Source organism: Mycobacterium sp. E2462, assembly GCF_001672685.1.
Lineage (GTDB): Bacteria > Actinomycetota > Actinomycetes > Mycobacteriales > Mycobacteriaceae > Mycobacterium.
This window is the reverse complement of sequence record NZ_LZKC01000122.1, coordinates 16,924-35,968: the sequence shown is the minus strand read 5'-3', so window position 1 is coordinate 35,968 and position 19,045 is coordinate 16,924. Positions and strand designations below refer to the sequence as shown.

The window sequence follows — 19,045 nt, the reverse complement described above, 5'->3', positions numbered from 1 at the left end:
CGCGCGGCGGCGTTCGGCACGCAGGTGGACCGCAGCAATTGGAGCCTGGTGGGGCTGTTCCACCTCGCGGAGACCGAGAAGCAGGCCCGCGAGGAGGTCAAGTTCGGCATCGAGCCGTGGTTCCGGTACTTCCAGAAGGTAGCCGCCTTCCCGCAGATGACCATGCCGGGTGAGCAACTCGACGAGATGATCGACGTCATCAACGAGAACGGCGCCGGGATCATCGGCACGCCGGAACGGGCGCGGGCCCAGGTGCAGCGGCTGTGGGACCAGTCCGGCGGGTTCGGCTGCATGCTGCAGATGGGCCACGAGTGGGCCAACCCGGCGGCCACCAAGCGGTCGGCCGAACTGTTCGCCGCCGAGGTGATGCCGCACTTCCAGGGCCTGGCGCGACCGACGCTGGACGCCGCCGAACGCGCGGGTCAGATGCGCGAGGACCTGGCGCTGACCCAGTTGCAGGCCGTCGAACACATGACGAAGAAATACCAGGACGAGGTCGGCGCGGGCTAACCACCCGCAAGGTCGGGCGTGGCGACGCCGATGCCGAACCACCGCGCCAGGGTGTCCCGCAACCGGCGCAGCTCGTCGTCGTCGGGCGCGGACGCCGACGACGCCCAGGCGACATAGCCGTCCGGCCGCATCAGCAGGGCGCTGGCCGGGACCGGACCGTCGGGCCGGCCCGCGGCGACCGTCAGCGCGTCGTCGTCGGCGCAGTCGGCGACCGCGGCGGCGACCACCGCCCCGTCGGTGAGGTCGATCAGCAGCGGTCGGCCGGTGCGCGCCAACTCGGCGACCCGTCGGCTGCCGCGGCCGTCGACCACCGCGAAGTCCGGCACCCAGTAGCCGGTCAACGGGTGCTCGTCGGCGCCGTCCGCGCCCGCCAGATACCGGTTTTCGGCCCCGGACACCAGGTTGGTGAGGCGCCGCACGGCCTCGGGCGCCGCGAGCAACTCCCCGAACAGTTGGCGCAGGGCCGTCACTTCGGGGCCGGGCCGGACCAACGCCAGCTGGGCGCGGCTGTGCATGATCACCCGTTCGGCCGCGGGTCGGCGTTCGGCCTCGTAGGTGTCGAGCAGCTCGCCGGAGGCGCGCCCCTGCACGACGGCGGCCAGCTTCCAGCCGAGATTCACCGCGTCCTGCAGTCCGAGGTTCAGCCCGGGGCCGCCCATGGGGGAGTGCACGTGCGCGGCGTCGCCGACCAGGAACACCCGCCCGGCGCGGTAACTGGAGGCGATGCGGGAGTTGATTCCGGAAAAGCGGCGCAGGTCCAGGGGCGTGCCGGGCGCGGCCGGGCGCAGGGGCAGGTCGGCGCCCAGCACCCGCTTGGCGCTGGCCTCCAACTCCTCCAGGGTCATGGGCGGCTCAGCCACGGTCCCGGTGTCCGGTGGCGACAGGCGCGGGGTGCTGTCGAGCTCGAACACGATGACCGCCGGGCGGCCGCCGAGCGCGCCGCTGGCGATGACGCCGCCCTCGGCGCGGTGGAAGTGCAGCGGCGGGATGCGGCCGTAGCCCGGCACGTCCACGCCCCCGGTGGCAGGGTCGATCCAGTCCGCGGGCGGCAGCACGTCGAAACCCATCCGGGCGGTCACGTCGTACGACGACATGCCGGGAAAGTCGATGCCCGCGAGCTTGCGGGTCCTGCTGGTGCCGCCGTCGGCCCCGACGACGTACCCGGCCCGCAGCTCGTAGGGCCCGTCGGGTCCCGTGACGCACAGCGTCACCGCGTCGGCGTCCTGCTCGAACCCGGTCAGCGCGTGCCCCCACCGGATGTCGACGCCGCGTTCGGCCGCCCGGTCCGCCAGCGCCTGCACCAACCGCGGCTGCTGCACGGCCAGCAGGAAAACTTGCGCCTCCGGCACCGTCGCCAGGTCGAGCGGGAATGCGGCGAACATCGCGCGCGGGTTCAGCTGCGGTGGCCCGTCGCTGCCGGCGAGATCGTTGTACACGCCGCGGTGGTCCAGGATTCGGACTCCCTGGCCGATGACGCCGTTGGCCCGGCGGCCCGGATTGGGGCCGGGCATTGGATCCAGGACCACCGGCCGCAGCCCGGCCAAGGCCAACTCGCCGGCGAGCATCAGCCCGTTCGGACCCGCGCCCGCGATGACGACGTCAATCACTTCGCCCAGCGTAATGTGGCGCGCACCCGGCAAACGGCCACGAACCTCACAGGTGGCCGATAGCCCCGCCCCAGGCGGTAGCTAGCGGCGCGGCGCACGCTGCGAGCATGCCCGCCACCATCTTCCGCCGCCGGCGCCCCCCGCTTCCGCTCCTCGGCGTGTCGATCGCCGCCGCGCTCGCCCTGCTCACGGCGCCCCCCGGCCCGGCGAGCCCCACGCCCGCGGCCGTGCGATTCGTTGACCTGGCGACCGCGCCGGCAGCACCGCCCCGCACGCCGCCCGGCTTCGCCGGTTTTGCCGTCGACGACAGCGACGATCAAGCCCAGCTACAGCAGCAGCAGGCCCTGCAGCAGATGTTGCAGTCCGAGCAGCAGACCGAACAGCTCAACGAGCAGGCCGAGCAGCAGTTCGAGCAGGGCATGGAGCAGGCTCAGCGGGACGAACAGCAGGCCGACAACCCGTGAGCCGCGCGAACTAGCGGGCCGACTGACGCTCAGCCGTCTTGACGAGTCGGCCGGCGAAGAACTGCACCGCCCCGCGCAGCGCCGCCCGCACCGCGGGGCCGGTCCCGCGAACGCCCTCGACGAACGAACCGCTCCAGCGGATATCCGTGCCACCGGCGGCGTTCGGCGTCAACACGACCTCGCCGGTGTAATCCTTCGCCGGGGTCGCGGCGCCCACCAGCTTGTAGACCTGGCGGCGGTCCTGCTCGTATTCGACGATCTCCTCCTGGATGAGCACCGGCCACAGCCCGAGCCGGCGCACCGCCCCGACCCCGCCGGGCGCCGGGTTGCCCTGGCGCGCCCAGCTGGAGTGCACGACGATCGGCCTGGCCCAGGCCGACCAGTTTGCGCCGTCGGCCACCAGAGCGAACAGCGCCGCGGCGGGCGCGCTGCTGGTGCGGTTGATCTCGAAAGAAAACTTCCGGCCCGACATGCCCGACTCCCTTGCGTTTGCTGAGCGGCCCTCAGCGACTGCGCGTACCTTAGCGCGGGCGCCGGCGGCGGGACCATCCGGTCGCAGCGCGAGCCCCGACGGCGGGGGCCCGGTACCGCACGTGCCGACCGTCACGCCCGCGCACGCGGCGTTCGCCGAATTGCCTTGCCTACAGTGGCTTTATGGATCGCGGCTCGCCGTCAAGCGGCACCCCTGGCCTGCTCCGGATCGAGGACTGCCTGGACGCAGCGGGCAACATCAAGACCCCGCAGGGGGTCACACTGATCTCCCTGATCGACCGCAACATCGCCAACGTCGGCGACGCGGTGGCCTACCGATTCCTGGACTACAGCCGCTCGCCCGACGGTGTCGCCGACGAGGTGACCTGGCGGCAGTTCGGCGTCCGACTGGAAGCCATCGGCGCGCGCATCCAGCAGGTGGCCGGGCGGGGCGAGCGGGTGGCGATCCTGGCGCCGCAGGGCCTGGACTATGTCGAAGGCTTCTACGCGGCGGTCAAGGCCGGCAGCGTGGCGGTGCCACTGTTCGCCCCCGAGCTGCCCGGCCACGCCGAGCGCCTACAGACCGCGCTGCGCGACTCGCAGCCGACGGCCGTGCTGACCACCCGGGCGGCGCAGGGCGCGGTCGAGGCCTTCCTGTCCGACCTGCCGCGGCTGCGCAGGCCGCAGGTCGTGCTCCTCGACGAGGTACCCGACTCGGCGCGCGCCGCGTTCGCGCCCGTCGACCTCGGCCACGACGAGGTCTCCCACCTGCAGTACACGTCCGGCACCACGCGGCCCCCCGTCGGCGTCGAGATCACCCACCGCGCCGTCGGCACCAACCTGGTGCAGATGATCCTGTCCATCGACCTGCTGGACCGCAACACGCACGGCGTCAGCTGGTTACCGCTGTACCACGACATGGGCCTGTCCATGATCGGCTTCCCCGCCGTCTACGGCGGCCACTCGACCCTGATGTCGCCCGCCGCCTTCGTGCGGCGCCCGCAGCGCTGGATCAAGGCCCTCTCGGCCGAAACCGGCCGGGCCGTCACCGCCGCGCCCAACTTCGCCTACGAATGGGCCGCGCAGCGCGGCCTGCCCGCGCCGGGGGACCCCGTCGACCTGAACAACGTGGTGCTCATCATCGGCTCGGAACCGGTCAGCATCGACGCGGTCAACGCGTTCAACAAGGCGTTCGCCCCGTACGGCCTGCCGCCGACGGCGTTCAAGCCCTCGTACGGCATCGCGGAGGCGACGCTGTTCGTCGCGACCATCGCGCCCGACGCCGAGGCGACCGCCGTGTACTTCGACCGCGAGCGCCTCGGTGCGGGCCACGCGGTGCGGGTCGCGGCGGACGCTCCCGGCGCCGTGGCCCAGGTGTCCTGCGGCCAGGTCGGCCGCAGCGAGTGGGCCGTGATCGTCGACCCCGACGCGGCCACGGAGCTGCCCGACGGGAGCGTCGGGGAGATCTGGGTGCAGGGCGACAACGTCGGCCGCGGCTACTGGGGGCTGCCCGGGGACACCCGCCGGGCGTTCGGCGGCACGCTGCGGTCGCGGCTGCCCGACGGCGGGCACGCCGACGGTGCCGATCTGGACCGCCCGTGGCTGCGCACCGGCGACCTGGGCACCTACCTCGACGGGGAGCTGTATGTGACGGGCCGGATCATCGACATGATCGCCGTCGACGGCCGCAACCACTACCCGCAGGACATCGAGGGCACCGTCGCCGAGGCGTCAACGTTGGTCCGGCGCGGCTACGTGACCGCGTTCACGGTGCCCGACGGCGACCCCGACGGCGCCCCGCGGCTGGTGATCGTCGCCGAGCGGGCCACCGGCACCAGCCGCGTGGACCCACAACCGGCGGTCGAGGCCATCGCGGCCGCCGTCCGCCGTCGCCACGGGGTGCCGGTCGCCGACGTGCGGTTCCTGTCGGCCGGCGCGATTCCGCGCACCACCAGCGGCAAGCTGGCGCGCCGCGCCTGCCGCGACCACTACCTCGCCGGCACCCTGAGCTCGCACTAGCCGCCGCGTCCGGCACGCGGTGGCATCCTGGCCGTGTGGGTTTGCTCATCCGGCTGGCGGAGCTGCTGATCGTCGTCCTGCCCCTGGTAGGTGCGGCGGTGGCGGTGGTCCGCTCGTTCGGCGGTGCCAGGCGGCAGGCCGAGCGCCCGGGGGAGACCGCCGTGGCGCGGGACGACGCGCCCGCCCCTGCCGCGAACCCGGCGAACCAGTGGCGCTCGATCCGACGCGTGGTGGACGAGCACGCCCGCACCGACGCGCGCTGGCTGGACTACGAACTCGACGCGGGCAAGCTGCTGGATTTCCCGCTCATGACCGACATGCGCGATCCCCGAACGGTCGCGTTCCACAAATCCAAGTTGCGGGCCGAGCTGTTGCGGCCGGTCAAGGCGGAGGACCTGCTCGACGATCGGGACGCCGCCGAGCAGTATCGGGCCGCCGTCGAGGACTACGTCACCGCGTTCGACGTGGCCGAGGCGGAGGCGATGCGCCGGCGCCGCACCGGCTTCTCGACCGCCGATCAGCAGCGCCTGGCCCGCGCCCAAAGCCTGCTGCGGGTGACGTCGGACGCGGCGGCGGCGCCGCAGGAGCGGCAGCGCGCCTACGAGCGGGCCCAGCGCGAGCTCGACGGCCTGCTGATGCTGCCCGCGACCACCCAGGCCAACATCGAACGGGGAATCGCCGGCGAACTCGAGGGGTAGGCGTGGGGCTCACGGGCAGCTGTAGCCGCCGTCGATCACCACGTCGGAACCCGTCATGTAGCTCGACGCCTCGCTCGCCAGGTACACGTAGAGGCCGGCCAGTTCCTCGGGGTGGCCCATCCGGCCCAGCGGTATCTTCGGCTCCCACAGCCGGTGGTAGTCGGCGAGCGGCTCGACGAGTTCGGTGCGGATGTATCCGGGGCTGACGCTGTTGACCCGGATGTTGTGCGGCGCCAGCTCGACGGCCATGGCCTTGGTCAGGTGGATGACGGCCGCCTTGGAGACGCAGTAGTGACCCACGCGCTGCGGGACGTTGATGATGTGCCCCGACATCGAGGCCGTGGTGATGATCGCGCCGCCGCGGCCCTGGTCGACCATCGCGCGCGCGGCGGCCTGTGCGGTGAGGAAAACGCCTGTGACGTTGGTGTTTTGGAGGCGCTGGAACTCCTCGGGCGCCATGTCGAGCATGCCTTGCACGCTGATGATGCCGGCGTTGCACACCGCGACGTCCAGGCCACCGAACTCGGTGCTCACCCGGTCCACCATCGCCGTCACCTGCCCGGCATCGGTGACGTCGCACGGGACGGCGATGACGCGGCCGTCGCCGTGCCCGGCGATCTCACCGGCGACGCGGTCCAGCGCGTCCGCGTGCCGCGCCGCGATCGCCACGTCGGCGCCCGCCTGCAGGTAGGCCTGGGCGACCCGCTTGCCGATGCCGCTGGACGCCCCGGTCACCAGAGCCCGCTTGCCGTGCAGGCCGAACAACCCCATGACGTTCATCCGCGATCCCCGTTCCGACCCGTGACCAATACATAGAACACGTTCTAGTGTGTCCGCCATGGGCAAATTCACCAGGGCAGAAATCGAGCGGGCCGTCGAGCATTACACCACCGTCGTCGAGGGATGCAGCGCATCCAGGGACTGGCGACCGTTCGCCGATCTCTTCACCGACGACGTCGAATACATCGAGCACCACTACGGGGTCTTCCACGGGCGCGAGGCGGTGCGGGACTGGATCGTCGCCGTTATGGCGCCGTTCCCGCACATGCGGTTCCCGACGGGCTGGACCGCCTACGACGAGGACAACGACGCCGTCGTCGTGATGATCAAGAACCTGCTCGACCACCCGACCGATCCCGACGGTGAGCCCTTCTGGTTTCCGAACTGGACCCGGCTGGTGTACGCCGGCGACGGGTTGTTCTCCAGCGAAGAGGACATCTACAACCCCGACCGCGACGCGCCCGGCGTGGTGACCGCCTGGCTGCAGGCCGGCGGCCAGCTGGCCTCCGAGGAGATCCTGCAGCCCGGCGCCTGACCGGCCCGGCGCGCCGCTCAGGACGGGCGACCTGGCCCGTGGGGTCCGCCGCGCGCTTGGCAGACTGTGCTCATGGCACAGATAACCTTGCGTGGAAACCCGATCAACACCGTCGGCGAGCTGCCCGCGGTCGGCTCGCCGGCCCCCGCGTTCACCTTGACCGGCACCGACCTGGGCGCCGTCAGCAACGACCAATTCACCGGTAAGACGTTGGTGCTCAACATCTTTCCGTCTGTCGACACGCCGGTGTGCGCGAAGAGCGTGCGGACGTTCAACGAGCGCGCCGCCGGCGGCGGGGCGACCGTGGTGAACGTGTCGAAGGACCTGCCGTTCGCGCAGGCCCGCTTCTGCGGCGCCGAGGGCATCGAGAACGTCAAGACCGGGTCGGCGTTCCGCGACAGCTTCGGCGAGGACTACGGCGTGACCATCACCGACGGCCCCATGGCCGGGCTGCTGGCCCGCGCGGTCGTGGTGATCGGCGCCGACGGCAACGTCGCCTACACCGAGTTGGTGCCGGAGATCGCGCAGGAACCCGACTACGACGCGGCGCTGGCGGCCGTCAGCTGACACCGGCGCGGCGTTTGCAGCGCACCTCCTTCGCCGGCCGTGACCTGTGGTTGCGGCGTCAATCCGTGTTAGCCTGATCGTCGCAGGTAACCGGCTGGCGAAGGAGCACCGCGCGATGTTGCATACCGCGGACAAGGGCACTTGGTTGGCGACCGGCCTGCTGGTGGCGGCGGCGCTCGCGGGCTGCAGCGGCAAGACGACCGTCAAGGCCGACGGCGCCGCGCAGTCCGTCGTCGACGTCGTCTACAAGCAGACCGGGTTCCGCCCCGGCGACGTGCACTGTCCGTCCGGAGTGGAGGCGAAGGTCGGTCAGCAGTTCGACTGCCACTTCACCGGTCCCGAGGGCAAGGCGTACGTCGCCAACATGCGCATCACCACGGTGGAAGGTGAGCGGGTGGACTTCGCGGTGAACACCCACCCGGCCTAGGGACGGCCCGGCGCCGCGTCCGCGACCTCTTCGACGGCCGTCGTACGGATGACCCGCATCGTCGGGTTCGTCGCCGCCGCGGTCACGCGCCGCCGCGACCGTCGATGACGTCGCGGAAGCCGGCGGCGGGCTGCACGGAGGCACCCAGCGCCGCGACCCGGCCGGACAGGCCCTTGTCGGACGTCACGACCCGGATGTCGGAGGGGTGGGCGTCGGCCCGCACCCGCCGCACGATCTCGTCGTCGGCCGAATCCGCGGCGGCCCGCGGGGCGTAGGCCACCTCCACCACCGCCGATGCGATGGCGTCGCGCGGGGGCCGCTCGAACACCACCGTCACGGCCTCGGCGCGCCCGGCCGCCCACCGGTCCAGGCTGTCGACCAGGGCCACCATCGCGCCATTGCGATCCCGCCACCACCCGTCGGGCCGGGAGCCGATCACGTTCATGCCGTCGATGATCCACCGCACCCGGCCCACGGTAGAGCGTTTCGTCGGCCCGGTCCGGCCGCCCGCGCAAATCATTCATAAAGCGGTCAATGATTGGTACCGTCGCGGTGTCCCGGCCCGCACGCGGGCGGCGTCCGGACCGAAGGAGAACGACGATGGCGTCGATAGCCGAAGAGCGGGTCGTGGCGCTGGCCCGGGGAATGCGGGACCTGGTGCGTGCCGAGGCCGCGGAGTCCGAGCGGCTGCGCACCACGAGTCCAGCGATCGTCGACGAGATGTGGGCCAGCGGGCTGATGTCGGCGTTCAATCCGGCCGCGGCCGGCGGCGTCGAGCCGTCGTTTCCCGAGATGATCGAGACGTGGATCGAAATGGCTTGGCAGGACGGGTCTTTCGGGTGGATCGGGATCGCCAATCTACCGTCGTCCTTCGCCGCCGCGGCGTACCTGCCCGACGACGGCTACGCCGAGGTCTTCACCGCGCGCGACAATCGGGTCACCGTGGGCGGCCAGTTCTTCCCCAACGGGCAGGGCAGGGCCGTCGACGGGGGTTACCGGGTGAGCGGGGCGTGGAACTTCGGGTCGGGCATCGGGCATGCCCAGTACGTCGCCGCCGGGTTCTTCCCGATGGACGACGGCCAAGTGCGGTCAGCCGGCGAGGGTCTCCCCGAGATGCGGGTCGCGGTGATCCCGCGGGAGCAGGTCAGCTTCGACGACGGATGGCACGTCCAGGGCCTCAAGGGAACCGGCTCTTACGACTACAGCGTCCAGGACGTGTTCGTGCCCGCGGGCCGCACCTTCGAGTTGTTCGCGCGCCGGCCGCTGCGCGGCGCCTCACCGGCCACCCGCATGGGCCTGATGCCGGTCACCGCGGCCGGGCACGCCTCGTGGGCGCTCGGCGTCGCGAAGAGCATGCTCGACGACGTGCAGGACTTGGCCGCCACGAAGTACCGCATGAGTGACATGGCGTCCCTGGCGAGCCGGCCGACCTTCCAGAAGGGGCTGGCGCACCACCGCGCGGCCTGGCGCGCCGCCCGCTTGTTGGTGCTCGACGCCTTCACGTGCGCCGAGGCCGCGGTGGCGGCGGGCGACGACCTGACGCCGGGGCTGCGGGCGGACATGCGGGTGGCCGCCGTCTACGCCACCGATACGGCCCGTGCCTGCGCGGAGTGGGCGCACCTGGTGGCCGGTACCAGCTCGATCCGCGAGGGCTCCCGGCTGGAGCGGGCTTTCCGGGACATCTACACCGGCACGCAGCACGCGTTCATCAGCGAGAAGGTGGCCATCGACGCTGCCCAGATCTGGCTGGGCCTCATCGACGACCAACCGGGGCTATAAACCGCGGGCCGCGCCCCGGCTAGATCAGCCGCTCGCCGTCTCGGGGTCCCGCCTCCCGGTCGGTGTCGTCGCCGCGCGACGTGTCGGTGAGCGAGGAGGCCAGGCCCGGTCCCGCGGCGCCGCCGGCCGACGCGCCCTGGGCGAGCGAGCTCAGCGAACTCAACGGGCCCGCGCCCGCACCCAACGCCGTCGACGCGGCGTTGACGACGCCCGGCAGGCCGGCCGCCGGGACCCCCGCCGTGGGGGTCGGCGGAGGCACGACGGGAGATGCGGGCGTCGACTCCAGCAGGCTCGTCAGCAGCGGGGTGCGCGCAGCCGAACCGCCGGCACCCGGCAGCGCCCCGCCTCGAGCCAGGCCGCCGCCCGCGCCCGCGGCGAAGGGCTTTCCGACGAACTGCGCGCCCGCCACCTCCAGCGTCCCCGCGGCCTCGCCGTCGACCTCGGCATACCTGCGGGCAATGTCGGTCAGGGTCACGCCCGCGCGGGCCAATTCCTCTTGAGCGGCCGCGTGCGCGGCGAGCAGCGCCGCGCCGTCTTCGGCGAACGCGATCGCGGCCTGGGCGGACACCTCGTCGACCCCGGCGGGGACCAGCGCGGTCACCGCCGGCGCCGCGGCGGCACCGGCCGCCAGGCCGCGCGCGGCGACGTCGACCAGCTGGACTCCGATGGTGCCGGCGACCGGATCGTGTGACATCGACTCCATGCGCGCGCTGCTCCTTCGTCGCGGGACCGCCGCTGCGTCGCCCCCGCGTCGCGGGGCGCCGAGATCATCGTAAGCGGCGCGGGGAGTTTCGACCACGCGAACGAGGCGCACACCGCGGCCTACCGGCAACCCGGCCCAGGGCGAGCACAATGCGCAAAACTGCCGAATCGTCGCTTATTCCCACTATTGACCACAAGAGCGACAGGGCCCCCGCCGCCGCCATATGTTCAATTCGACCGCAGTCATGGCCCACCACTCGGGACCGCGAAATGCACTGAGGGAAAACCGAATTGATCGGCGCAACAGCCGCCGACTGAAGATTGAGGAGCACGCAAATGGTCGCATTGGGCAGCATCAACGGATGGCAGGCACCCGACGGACCGGTGACCACCTGGACGGCGTCGCCCGCGACGCGGACGGCGGCCGCGAGCGCACCCCGAAGCGACCAACCCGCGAGTTACCAACAGGCACAACACATTCGAGTCGCTCACTACGCCGAGGCGCTGGGCAGGCAATTGCCGCGCCTGATGGTCGTCGCGTGGGACGTCCCCGGCGTGTGCGACCTCCCGGCGATGACGGCCGTCATTAACGCCCACGTCCGCCGCCACGACACCTACCACAACTGGTTCGAATTCGACGAGGGCGACGTCGTCCGGCACACGATCGACCCGGAGGTCATCGACTTCGTGGCCGAGCCGATCGGCACCATGACCGCGGCGCAGATTCGCACGCACGCGATGACGACGACGCCCGGGACCCTCGAGTGGGGTTCGTTCACCTTCGGGGTGATCCAGCACAGCCAGTACTTCACGGTCTACGCGAGCGTCGACCACCTGCACATCGACGGCCTCTCCGCCAGTCTGATCTTCCTCGACCTGCACCTGACCTACCAGGGCCGGCGGCACGCCAGCCCGGTCGCCCTGCCCGCGGCCGGCAGCTACACCGACTACACCGCGCGGCAGCACCAGCAGCTGGCCGCGCTCACGCTGTCGTCTGCTCAGACCCAGGGCTGGCTCGACTTCGCCCGTGACAACGACGGCAACTGGCCCAGTTTCCCGCTGCCCCTGGGTGACACGCACGCCACCGCCAAAGGCGACTTCCTGACCGTCGACCTCCTCGACGCCGACGAGACGGAGTCGTTTGACACCGCCTGCCGGGCGGTCGGCGCCCGGTTCAGCGGTGGCGTGCTCGCCTGCGCGGCGCTGGCCGAACACGAATTCACCGGTTCCAGCACCTATTTCGGTTTCACGCCGTATGACACGCGGGTGCCGGGCGTGGACACGATGAGCGTCGGCTGGTTCGCCAGCCTCATCCCGGTCGTCGTGCCAACGGCCAGCGGGTCGTTCTCCGAGGCCGCTCCGGCGGCACAGCGCTCGTTCGACGGCGCCAAGCATCTCGCGGGCGTGCCGTTCGAGCGGGTGCTGGAGCTGCTGACGCCGGATCAGCCGGCCATCAAGCTGCCGACCCGTGCGGCGATGATGGTGTCCTTCCTGGACTTTCGCAAGATTCCCATCGCCTCGTTGTGGGAAGAGACGAACTTCGGCACCTACGGCGACAACCTGTCGCACGGCGGGATCAACATGTGGATCAACCGGCACGCCGCGCGCACCACGGTCACCATCTCGTTCCCGGACAACACCACCGCACGCGAATCGGTGCACCGCTACCTCGCGGCGCTGCTAGGCACGTTCAAGGCCGTCGTCAAGAACACCGCGGACTGGGTGGACGAGGTGGCCGAACACGCGAACTCGACGGCTCAGCTGCCGGTCGCCGGCCGCTGATACGGACCTCAGCGAGAAGGGACTTCACCATGAGCACCGTGCTCGATCTGACCGATCAGGTCCATTTCCTCGGCGAGCAAGCCACCGGAACCAGCATTGTCCTGCAATGCGTCTGGGTGTACGACACCACGATCGATCTCGAGGGTTTACGACGGTTCCACCACCACCTGCAGCGCGGCCGGTTGGCCCGCCGCATCGACCCGTCACCGCTGCCCTTCGGGCGGCACCGCTGGGTCGCCGCCGACCGGACGCCCGATCTGCACGTCGCCCAGCCACCCAGGCCGCGAGGCGAGTTCGACGCCTGGCTCGACGAGCAGGCCGAGCTCCCGCTGGACGCCGAACAGGGGCCCGGATGGCGCCTCGCCGTCCTGCCCTTCGCCGAGGGCGGGGCCGGGGTCACTCTGGTCATCTCGCACTGCCTCACCGACGGCGTCGGGCTGTGCGAGGCGCTGGCCGACGCGGCGTCGGGTCGCGGCGACGCGATCACCTGGCCGGCCGCTCCCGGGCGCCGGCGTTGGCCGACGGTGCGCCGCGACCTGCGCCAGACCGCGAGCGACCTGCCCGACATCGGCCGCGCCGTCGCCGCCGCGGTCCGCGCGCTGGGGTCCGCGCCGCGCGCCGCGGCACCCGCCCGCACAGCGCGCCGAGAGCTGCCCAGCGGGCGCGGCCGGGCCGCCAGGCTGTCGACCGCGACGGTGCTCGTCGACGCGACGCACTGGGACATGCGGGCGCAGGCGCTGGGCGGGACGAGCAACACCATGCTCGCCGCGGTGGCCGCGCGGCTGGCCGTCCGCCTGGGCCGCGTCGGTGCCGACGGCTCGGCGCTGCTGGCGATGCCCGTGAACAACCGGCTCCCCGGCGACACGCGGGCCAATGCGCTCACCGGCATCGAGATCTCCGTCGACCCGCGTGCCGTGCTGACCGACCTGCGCGACGTGCGCGCCGCGACCAAGCGGGCGCTGATCCACCGCCGCGACGTGCCGGACGAACGCTTCGCCTTGCTGCCGCTCACGCCCCTGCTGCCGAAGTGGTTGGTGCGGCGCATGATCGGCATGGCCGTCGGCGAGGCGGTCACCGGGTCGTCGAACCTCGGCGCCGTAAACCCCGCCGCGCTGCGGCCGGACGGCACCGAGGCCGACAGCTTCGCCATGAAGATGCGCTACCCCCGCATGACCGAGGCGACCATGCGGCACACCCGCGGACTGCTGAGCCTACTGTCCGGCAGGACGAGCGACACGGTCTTCGTCTCGGTCGTCGCCCATCAGCCCGTCGGCGCCGAACATAGCCTGCCACAACTCATCTCGTCCGCGCTCGCCGATTTCTCGCTCACCACAACGACGCAGCGCCGAACCCCCGAACGGCTCGCCGCTGCGCGCGGCCGCCCATAAGTCCCCGCCCCTTAAGAAGGTTCACCATGGCTACACAACTCACCATCTTCGCGGCCGCGCGGCGCATCGATGCGTTCGCGCTGCTGGGCCGCCTCGTGTCACGCGCGCCGTGGCTCGTCATCGCCGGCTGGCTGGCGGCGGTCGGCGTCCTCGGCGCGACGTTCCCACCGCTGACCGAGGTGGTGCAGCGCCAGCTGGTTCAGGCCCTCCCGGCCCGGGACATGGCGGCCGCCAACCAGATGGCCGCGGCCTTCGGTGAATCCGCGCAAAACATCCTCATCGTCGTACTCACCGACGAGCGCGGGCTGACCCCCGCCGACGAGGCCGCCTACGGCACGCTGGCCGCCACGTTGCGCGCCGACTCCCGCGACGTGGCCGCCGTGCACGACGTCGTCGCCACGCCGGCGCTGCGTCCCTCGCTGGTCAGTGCCGACCACAAGGCGTTCTACCTGGCGGTGGACCTCAAGGCGCCGGCCGGCTCCCCGGAATCCTCGCAGGCGTATCAGCGCGTCGCACAGACCGCCACCCGGCTGGCGCCGGGGCCCTCGTTGACGGCGGCGGTGACCGGCCAGGCCGCCATCGTCGGGGACATGTCCATCGTCAGCGCCCGCGACATGCACATGATCGAAATCGCCACCGCCGTCTTGGTTCTCACCATCCTCTCGGTCATCTACCGGCGGCCGGTCACCGTGCTCGTTCCGCTGCTGACCATTGGCATCTCGGTGGCCTGCGCCCAGGGCGTCGTCTCCGCGCTGAACCAGCTGGGGCTGGGGGTGTCCGCACCGACGATCGCGCTGATGACCGCGATGATCGTCGGCGCCGGCACCGACTACGCCGTGTTCCTGATCAGCCGGTACCACGAATTCGTCAGCGCAGGCAGCGATTCCGATGTGGCGGTGCAGAGGGCGCTGAGCTCGATCGGCAAGGTCATCACCGGCTCGGCGGCCACCGTCGCGCTCACCTTCCTGGGAATGGTGTTCACCCGCCTGCCGGCCTTCACCACCGTTGGACCGGCGCTGGCGGCCTCGATCGCCGTCGCGTTCCTCGCGGCGATCACGCTGTTGCCCGCCATCCTCGTGCTCGCCGGCCGGCGCGGCTGGGTCGCGCCCCGCGCGGCGCTCACCGGACGACTGTGGCGGCGGTCCGGCGTCGCGATCGTGCGCCGCCCCAGAGTGCACCTCGTGATCAGCCTGATGGTGTTGAGCGCGCTGGCGTGCTGCGCCGCCTTCCTCGCGCCCACCTTCAACGACCGGATGCAGTTACGCCAATCTGCACGCAGCAACGTCGGGTTCGCCGCGATGCAGCGTCACTTCACGACCAGTGCGCTGCTGCCGCAATACCTTTACGTGCACTCGCCGCGCGACCTGCGCACCCCGCAGGCCCTGGCCGACCTCGAGCAGATGGCCCAGCGCGTCGCGCAACTGCCCGACATCGGCACCGTGCGGGGCGTGACGCGCCCCAACGGGCAGCCGCTCGACCAGACGAAGATCAGCTATCAGGCCGGGCGGGTGGGCACCAACCTGGAGAACGCGTCGACCCAGGTCTCGGACAGAACCCACGAGCTCGACGCGCTGAGCGCCGGCGCCGACAAACTCGCGGCCAGCCTCGCCCAGGTGCGCGACCAGATCCGCGGCGCCAACGGACTCACCGCCGAGGTGGACGCCACCTTGGGCCAGATGCGGCAACAGGTGAGCGCGGCCACCCAGCTGTTGGACACGGTGCGCGGGCTGGGCGACAGCGGGCCCGCCGCCGCGCTGGGCAGCCGCGCCGTCGACGCGGCCGGCCCCATGGTCAACGCGCTCAACGCCAGCCCGCAGTGCGACGCGGACCCCGCCTGCGCCGCGGGCCGCTCCCAGCTGCAGCGGCTCGTTGCGGCACGCGACGACTCGACGTTGACCAAGCAGATCGTCGCGGTGGTCGGCACCCTGCAACAGAAGCTGCAACGCCTGAGCGCCCTGCTGACGACGGCGGTCAACGCCGGGGCGCCCCAGCGGGTGGCGCGCCTGCAGCACGGCGCCGACGCGTTGGCCGACGGCAGCCAGCGGCTGGATCAAGGGGTCAAGGCGCTCGTCGAACAGACCAAGAAATTGGGCGCGGGCATGGACCAGGCGGCCGACCTGCTGTTGTCGATCAATCGCGACGCGTCGCGAAACACGATGGCCGGCATGTACATTCCGCCCACGGTGATCACTTCCGAGGATTTCAAGACCGCCGCGAAGATGTTCATCTCGGCGGACGGGCATTCGGTCCGCTTCATCGTCGAGACGCGTTTCGGCCCGTTCAGCACCGCCGCGATGGATCAGGTCGCCTCCATCCTGGCAACGGCTCGCGGGGCGCAACCCAACACTTCACTGGAGGGCGCCTCGATCTCGGTGGTGGGCACCACGGCGATGTACAGCGCGATGCGCGACTACTATTACGGCGACGTCCGATTGATCGTGGTCGTCACGCTGGTCGTGGTCTTCCTGATTCTCGTGGCGCTGCTCCGGGCGGTGGTCGCACCGCTGTATCTCATTGCCTCCGTTGCTATTTCGTTCCTGTCGGCGCTGGGCATCGGGGTCGTGGTGTTCCAGTTCGTGCTTCATCAGGCCATCAACTGGAACGTTCCGGCGATGGCATTCATCGTGCTCGTCGCGGTCGGAGCGGACTACAACCTGCTGCTGATCACGCGAATCCGCGAAGAGTCCACCGCGGGCGTGCGCACCGGGGTGGTCCGCGCCGTCCGCTCGACGGGGGGCGTCATCACCTCGGCGGGCATCATCTTCGCCGCGTCCATGTTCGGGCTGTTGTTCGGCAGTCTGTCGACCATGGTGCAGACCGGGGTGACCATCGGTGTGGGTCTGCTGGTGGACACCTTCGTGGTGCGCACCATCACCGTGCCGGCCCTGGCGGCGATGTTGGGATCCGCGAACTGGTGGCCCGCGCGGCCGTCACCGCGCTAGCGCCCGCGCTTGCCGACGGCCAGGAACTCCTGCTCCGGCCGGCCCGTGGTCCCGTAGCGCAGCCCGACGGTGACCTCCGCGGTGGCCGCCAGCGCCGCCAGATACCGCTGCGCCGTCGCCCTCGAGATGCCGATCGCGGCGGACACCTCCGCGGCCGACATCGGGCGCTGCGCGGCCCGCAGCGCGTTCAGGACAAGATGTTTGGTCGACGACGCCGCCACGGTGGCGGGCTGCGGCGCCGCGACCCTGGGCCGCAGGGCGTCCAGCGCCGCGTCCACGTCCGCGGCGGTCAAGTTGGGGCTGGCCAAGATCTTGCGGTAGCGCGCATAACCGGCCAGCCGCGCCGCCAGGTCGGTGCTCGCGAACGGCTTCACCAGATAACCGACCGCGCCGGCGGACATCGCCGCGCGCACGGTGACCGCCTCGGTGGCGGCGCTCAAGATCATGCTGTCGCCGCGCAGTTCGCGGATGAAGTCGATGCCCGACCCGTCCGGCAGGTAGACGTCGACCAGGGCGAGGTCGACGGGACCGACCTGCCGCGCCGCCTCGAGCGTGTTGGCGGTCGCGCTGACCGCGAAGCCCGGGAGGGCGTTGACTACCTCGGCGTGCAGGTTGGCGACCCGGAAGTCGTCGTCGAGCACCAACACCGTCAGATCTGCGTCGCCCACTGTGCCTCCTCCGTCAGCACTCCCGGAAGCCGGGCGATGAATTCCGCGCCGGGCAGCCGCAATCCGGCGTCGGCGCCGCCCGGGCTGGACAGCCAGAGGTCGCCGCCCAGCGAGCGCGCGATCTGGCGCGACAGGGCGAGCCCGATGCCGCGGCCGCCGGGGATGCCGGAGTCCGGTTTGGTCGACGTGCCCTCGGTGAACAGTTTGTCGACGAAGTCGGCCGCGACACCGTCGCCGCTGTCGGCCACCGTCACGTGCAGCGTCGAATCCTCTTGCAACAGTTCGATTTCGACCTCTGCGGCCGACGCGTCGCCGGGTATCGCACCGGCCCGGGCCGCGTCGATGGCGTTATCGAGCAGATTGCCGACCACCGTCGTGACGTCGACGGGCAGCGCCAGCCGCCCGGCCACCCAGGTGTTCTCGCCGAGCTTGAGCGTCACGCCGGCCTCCCGCGCGGCGGCGGCCTTGGCCGCCAGGAAGGCCTGCAGATAGGCGTCGCGGATCGCCTCGATCCCCGGTATCGCCGAACCCAACGGCCCCGACCCGAGGAGTTCCTCGAGGTATTGCCTGCCTTCGTCGACATGACCGGCGTGCAGCAAGCCGTTCAGCAGGTGGAGGCGGTTGGCGAACTCGTGGCGCTGGGCGCGCAACACGGTGCTCATCACCTGCACCGCGTCCAGCTGGCGGGTGAGCTGTTCGACGTCGGTGCGGTCCCGCACCACCAAAACGGTTCCCAGCGAGCGCCCCTCGCGGCGCACCGGCCGCGCCGACACCACGACCACCAGGTCGCCGACCGTGGCCAGGGTCGGCGTGGCGGCGGCCGACCGCAACACCTCGAGCACCCGCGGCGTCAGCCCGATCGCCTCGACCGGTCGGCCCGTCCGGCTTTCGATCCCGAGCAGCCGGCAGGCCTCGTCGTTGACGAAGGTGGTGCGCCCGGCGGTGTCCACCGCGAGCACGCCCTCGCCGATGCCTTGCAGCACGGCCGCCTGGCTGCGCACCAGTTCGGTGATCTCGGTGGGCCGCAGTCCCAGCGTCAAACCCCCCAGCCGACGGGCGAGCAGCCAGGAACCCGCCACGCCCATCAACAGCAGGATGCCCGCCATGGTCGCCAGCGCTTGCACGTTCTCGGCGAACTCGTCGTTGAACGTCTTGGTGGAGATGCCGACGGCGACGATGCCCAGAACCCGGCCGGTCGCATCCTGCACCGGTGCCCTGGCGACGATCACCACGCCGAAAGCCGTTGACTCCTCGGCGGTCTGCTCGCGGCCGGCCAGCTGCGGCGCGAAATCCGCCGCCACCGGATAACCCAGCAGGTCGTGGTCGGGCGCGGCCAGCCGCACCTGGTTCCTGTTGGTGATGACCACGAACAGCACATGGGTGCGCTGCTGGACCCGTGCCGCGACGCTTTGGATAGGGCCGCCCGCCAATTCGGCGACGAACGCGGGGGTGGGGGTCCGGGGCGCGTCCTGGTAGCGCGTGATGTTGTCTTGCACGGTCGGTGCGGAGGCCACCACCCGCGCGATGTCCAGGGCGTGCACCCCGTATTGGACGTTCAGCCGGTGCCGGTCGAACATCGCGAAGACCATGAAGGCGAACACCAGCGTCAGCGTCACGATGACGAGTTGCACCACCAGGATCTGGGTGGCGAGTCGCAGGTCGATGCGACCCTTCTCGGCCATGACTGGACCCTACCGTGCCGCTGA

Annotated in this window: 17 protein-coding genes and 1 pseudogene; 11 read left to right on the top strand and 7 right to left on the bottom strand. The window is 71.3% G+C overall.

The window, feature by feature from the left end; translation table 11 throughout:
- Nucleotides 1-510, top strand: a pseudogene (locus tag A5714_RS05860) (LLM class flavin-dependent oxidoreductase); the annotation flags it as partial.
- On the opposite strand, the gene A5714_RS05855 reads toward A5714_RS05860, so the two are convergent.
- Nucleotides 507-2,117 carry an FAD-dependent monooxygenase gene (locus A5714_RS05855; RefSeq protein ID WP_068283679.1) on the bottom strand — a complete coding sequence of 537 codons (1,611 nt, stop codon included), beginning with the start codon at nt 2,115-2,117 and terminating at the stop codon, nt 507-509. The pseudogene A5714_RS05860 and the gene A5714_RS05855 overlap by 4 nt on opposite strands.
- Nucleotides 2,118-2,224: 107 nt before the next feature.
- Between A5714_RS05855 and A5714_RS05850 the strand changes: the two genes are divergently transcribed.
- Entirely contained in the window at nt 2,225-2,581 is a 357-nt protein-coding gene (locus A5714_RS05850) for a hypothetical protein (RefSeq protein WP_068283660.1), read from the top strand.
- A gap of 10 nt (nt 2,582-2,591) precedes the next feature.
- Here A5714_RS05850 and A5714_RS05845 read toward each other — a convergent pair whose 3' ends face one another.
- Nucleotides 2,592-3,053: an SRPBCC family protein gene (locus A5714_RS05845; RefSeq protein WP_068074272.1), complete on the bottom strand. Its 462-nt coding sequence runs from the start codon at nt 3,051-3,053 to the stop codon at nt 2,592-2,594.
- A 182-nt stretch (nt 3,054-3,235) separates the two neighbouring features.
- On the opposite strand from A5714_RS05845, the gene A5714_RS05840 reads away from it, so the two are divergent.
- Nucleotides 3,236-5,071: a fatty acyl-AMP ligase gene (locus A5714_RS05840; RefSeq protein ID WP_068283657.1), complete on the top strand. Its 1,836-nt coding sequence runs from the start codon at nt 3,236-3,238 to the stop codon at nt 5,069-5,071.
- A 35-nt stretch (nt 5,072-5,106) separates the two neighbouring features.
- A complete protein-coding gene (locus A5714_RS05835; RefSeq protein WP_068283655.1) occupies nt 5,107-5,769 on the top strand; it encodes a hypothetical protein in 663 nt (220 codons plus the stop codon).
- Nucleotides 5,770-5,778: 9 nt separating this feature from the next.
- On the opposite strand, the gene A5714_RS05830 is transcribed toward A5714_RS05835, so the two are convergent.
- Nucleotides 5,779-6,549: an SDR family oxidoreductase gene (locus tag A5714_RS05830; RefSeq protein ID WP_068283652.1), complete on the bottom strand. Its 771-nt coding sequence runs from the start codon at nt 6,547-6,549 to the stop codon at nt 5,779-5,781.
- A gap of 58 nt (nt 6,550-6,607) precedes the next feature.
- Between A5714_RS05830 and A5714_RS05825 the strand changes: the two genes are divergently transcribed.
- The 3 genes from A5714_RS05825 (at nt 6,608) to A5714_RS05815 (ending at nt 8,078) form a co-directional block, all read left to right on the top strand.
- Nucleotides 6,608-7,084: a nuclear transport factor 2 family protein gene (locus A5714_RS05825; RefSeq protein WP_068283675.1), complete on the top strand. Its 477-nt coding sequence runs from the start codon at nt 6,608-6,610 to the stop codon at nt 7,082-7,084.
- A gap of 72 nt (nt 7,085-7,156) precedes the next feature.
- Nucleotides 7,157-7,651, top strand: a complete 495-nt coding sequence (tpx, locus tag A5714_RS05820; RefSeq protein WP_068074267.1) for a thiol peroxidase — start codon at nt 7,157-7,159, stop codon at nt 7,649-7,651.
- Nucleotides 7,652-7,766: 115 nt separating this feature from the next.
- Nucleotides 7,767-8,078, top strand: a complete 312-nt coding sequence (locus A5714_RS05815; RefSeq protein WP_068283649.1) for a DUF4333 domain-containing protein — start codon at nt 7,767-7,769, stop codon at nt 8,076-8,078.
- Nucleotides 8,079-8,160: 82 nt separating this feature from the next.
- On the opposite strand, the gene A5714_RS05810 is transcribed toward A5714_RS05815, so the two are convergent.
- Nucleotides 8,161-8,544 (bottom strand): NYN domain-containing protein, encoded by a 384-nt coding sequence (locus tag A5714_RS05810; protein WP_068283647.1) that lies wholly within the window; start codon nt 8,542-8,544, stop codon nt 8,161-8,163.
- A 134-nt stretch (nt 8,545-8,678) separates the two neighbouring features.
- On the opposite strand from A5714_RS05810, the gene A5714_RS05805 reads away from it, so the two are divergent.
- Nucleotides 8,679-9,857, top strand: coding sequence for an acyl-CoA dehydrogenase family protein (locus tag A5714_RS05805; RefSeq protein ID WP_068283644.1), 1,179 nt, complete (start codon nt 8,679-8,681; stop codon nt 9,855-9,857).
- 19 nt (nt 9,858-9,876) lie between these two features.
- Here the strand turns inward: A5714_RS05805 and A5714_RS27475 are convergent, their stop codons facing one another.
- Nucleotides 9,877-10,560: a PE domain-containing protein gene (locus tag A5714_RS27475; protein ID WP_068283640.1), complete on the bottom strand. Its 684-nt coding sequence runs from the start codon at nt 10,558-10,560 to the stop codon at nt 9,877-9,879.
- A gap of 335 nt (nt 10,561-10,895) precedes the next feature.
- On the opposite strand from A5714_RS27475, the gene A5714_RS05795 reads away from it, so the two are divergent.
- The 3 genes from A5714_RS05795 to A5714_RS05785 are packed head-to-tail and all read left to right on the top strand — an operon-like array spanning nt 10,896 to nt 16,671.
- Complete coding sequence (locus A5714_RS05795; RefSeq protein WP_068283636.1) at nt 10,896-12,341, top strand: condensation domain-containing protein; 1,446 nt, start codon at nt 10,896-10,898, stop codon at nt 12,339-12,341.
- A 29-nt stretch (nt 12,342-12,370) separates the two neighbouring features.
- Nucleotides 12,371-13,729, top strand: a complete 1,359-nt coding sequence (locus A5714_RS05790) for a hypothetical protein (protein WP_068283633.1) — start codon at nt 12,371-12,373, stop codon at nt 13,727-13,729.
- Between the two features lie 26 nt (nt 13,730-13,755).
- Complete coding sequence (locus A5714_RS05785; protein WP_068283630.1) at nt 13,756-16,671, top strand: RND family transporter; 2,916 nt, start codon at nt 13,756-13,758, stop codon at nt 16,669-16,671.
- Here the strand turns inward: A5714_RS05785 and A5714_RS05780 are convergent.
- Together A5714_RS05780 and A5714_RS05775 are read right to left on the bottom strand one after the other, a co-directional pair.
- Nucleotides 16,668-17,339 (bottom strand): response regulator, encoded by a 672-nt coding sequence (locus A5714_RS05780; protein ID WP_068074253.1) that lies wholly within the window; start codon nt 17,337-17,339, stop codon nt 16,668-16,670. The two genes, A5714_RS05785 and A5714_RS05780, sit on opposite strands and share 4 nt — an antisense overlap.
- On the bottom strand, nt 17,321-19,021 hold the full coding sequence (locus A5714_RS05775) for an ATP-binding protein (RefSeq protein ID WP_197513564.1): 1,701 nt from the start codon (nt 19,019-19,021) through the stop codon (nt 17,321-17,323). Before A5714_RS05775 ends, A5714_RS05780 begins: the two co-directional genes overlap by 19 nt.
- Nucleotides 19,022-19,045: the final 24 nt, after the last annotated feature.

What these genes read in the sequence shown, in the direction of transcription:
- A5714_RS05850 (WP_068283660.1), top strand. Translation starts at nt 2,225, where the DNA reads ATGCCCGCCACCATCTTCCGCCGCCGGCGCCCCCCGCTTCCGCTCCTC.
- A5714_RS05845 (WP_068074272.1), bottom strand. Translation starts at nt 3,053, where the DNA reads ATGTCGGGCCGGAAGTTTTCTTTCGAGATCAACCGCACCAGCAGCGCG.
- A5714_RS05840 (WP_068283657.1), top strand. Translation starts at nt 3,236, where the DNA reads ATGGATCGCGGCTCGCCGTCAAGCGGCACCCCTGGCCTGCTCCGGATC.
- A5714_RS05830 (WP_068283652.1), bottom strand. Translation starts at nt 6,549, where the DNA reads ATGAACGTCATGGGGTTGTTCGGCCTGCACGGCAAGCGGGCTCTGGTG.
- A5714_RS05825 (WP_068283675.1), top strand. Translation starts at nt 6,608, where the DNA reads ATGGGCAAATTCACCAGGGCAGAAATCGAGCGGGCCGTCGAGCATTAC.
- tpx (WP_068074267.1), top strand. Translation starts at nt 7,157, where the DNA reads ATGGCACAGATAACCTTGCGTGGAAACCCGATCAACACCGTCGGCGAG.
- A5714_RS05815 (WP_068283649.1), top strand. Translation starts at nt 7,767, where the DNA reads ATGTTGCATACCGCGGACAAGGGCACTTGGTTGGCGACCGGCCTGCTG.
- A5714_RS05805 (WP_068283644.1), top strand. Translation starts at nt 8,679, where the DNA reads ATGGCGTCGATAGCCGAAGAGCGGGTCGTGGCGCTGGCCCGGGGAATG.
- A5714_RS27475 (WP_068283640.1), bottom strand. Translation starts at nt 10,560, where the DNA reads ATGGAGTCGATGTCACACGATCCGGTCGCCGGCACCATCGGAGTCCAG.
- A5714_RS05795 (WP_068283636.1), top strand. Translation starts at nt 10,896, where the DNA reads ATGGTCGCATTGGGCAGCATCAACGGATGGCAGGCACCCGACGGACCG.
- A5714_RS05790 (WP_068283633.1), top strand. Translation starts at nt 12,371, where the DNA reads ATGAGCACCGTGCTCGATCTGACCGATCAGGTCCATTTCCTCGGCGAG.
- A5714_RS05785 (WP_068283630.1), top strand. Translation starts at nt 13,756, where the DNA reads ATGGCTACACAACTCACCATCTTCGCGGCCGCGCGGCGCATCGATGCG.
- A5714_RS05775 (WP_197513564.1), bottom strand. Translation starts at nt 19,021, where the DNA reads ATGGCCGAGAAGGGTCGCATCGACCTGCGACTCGCCACCCAGATCCTG.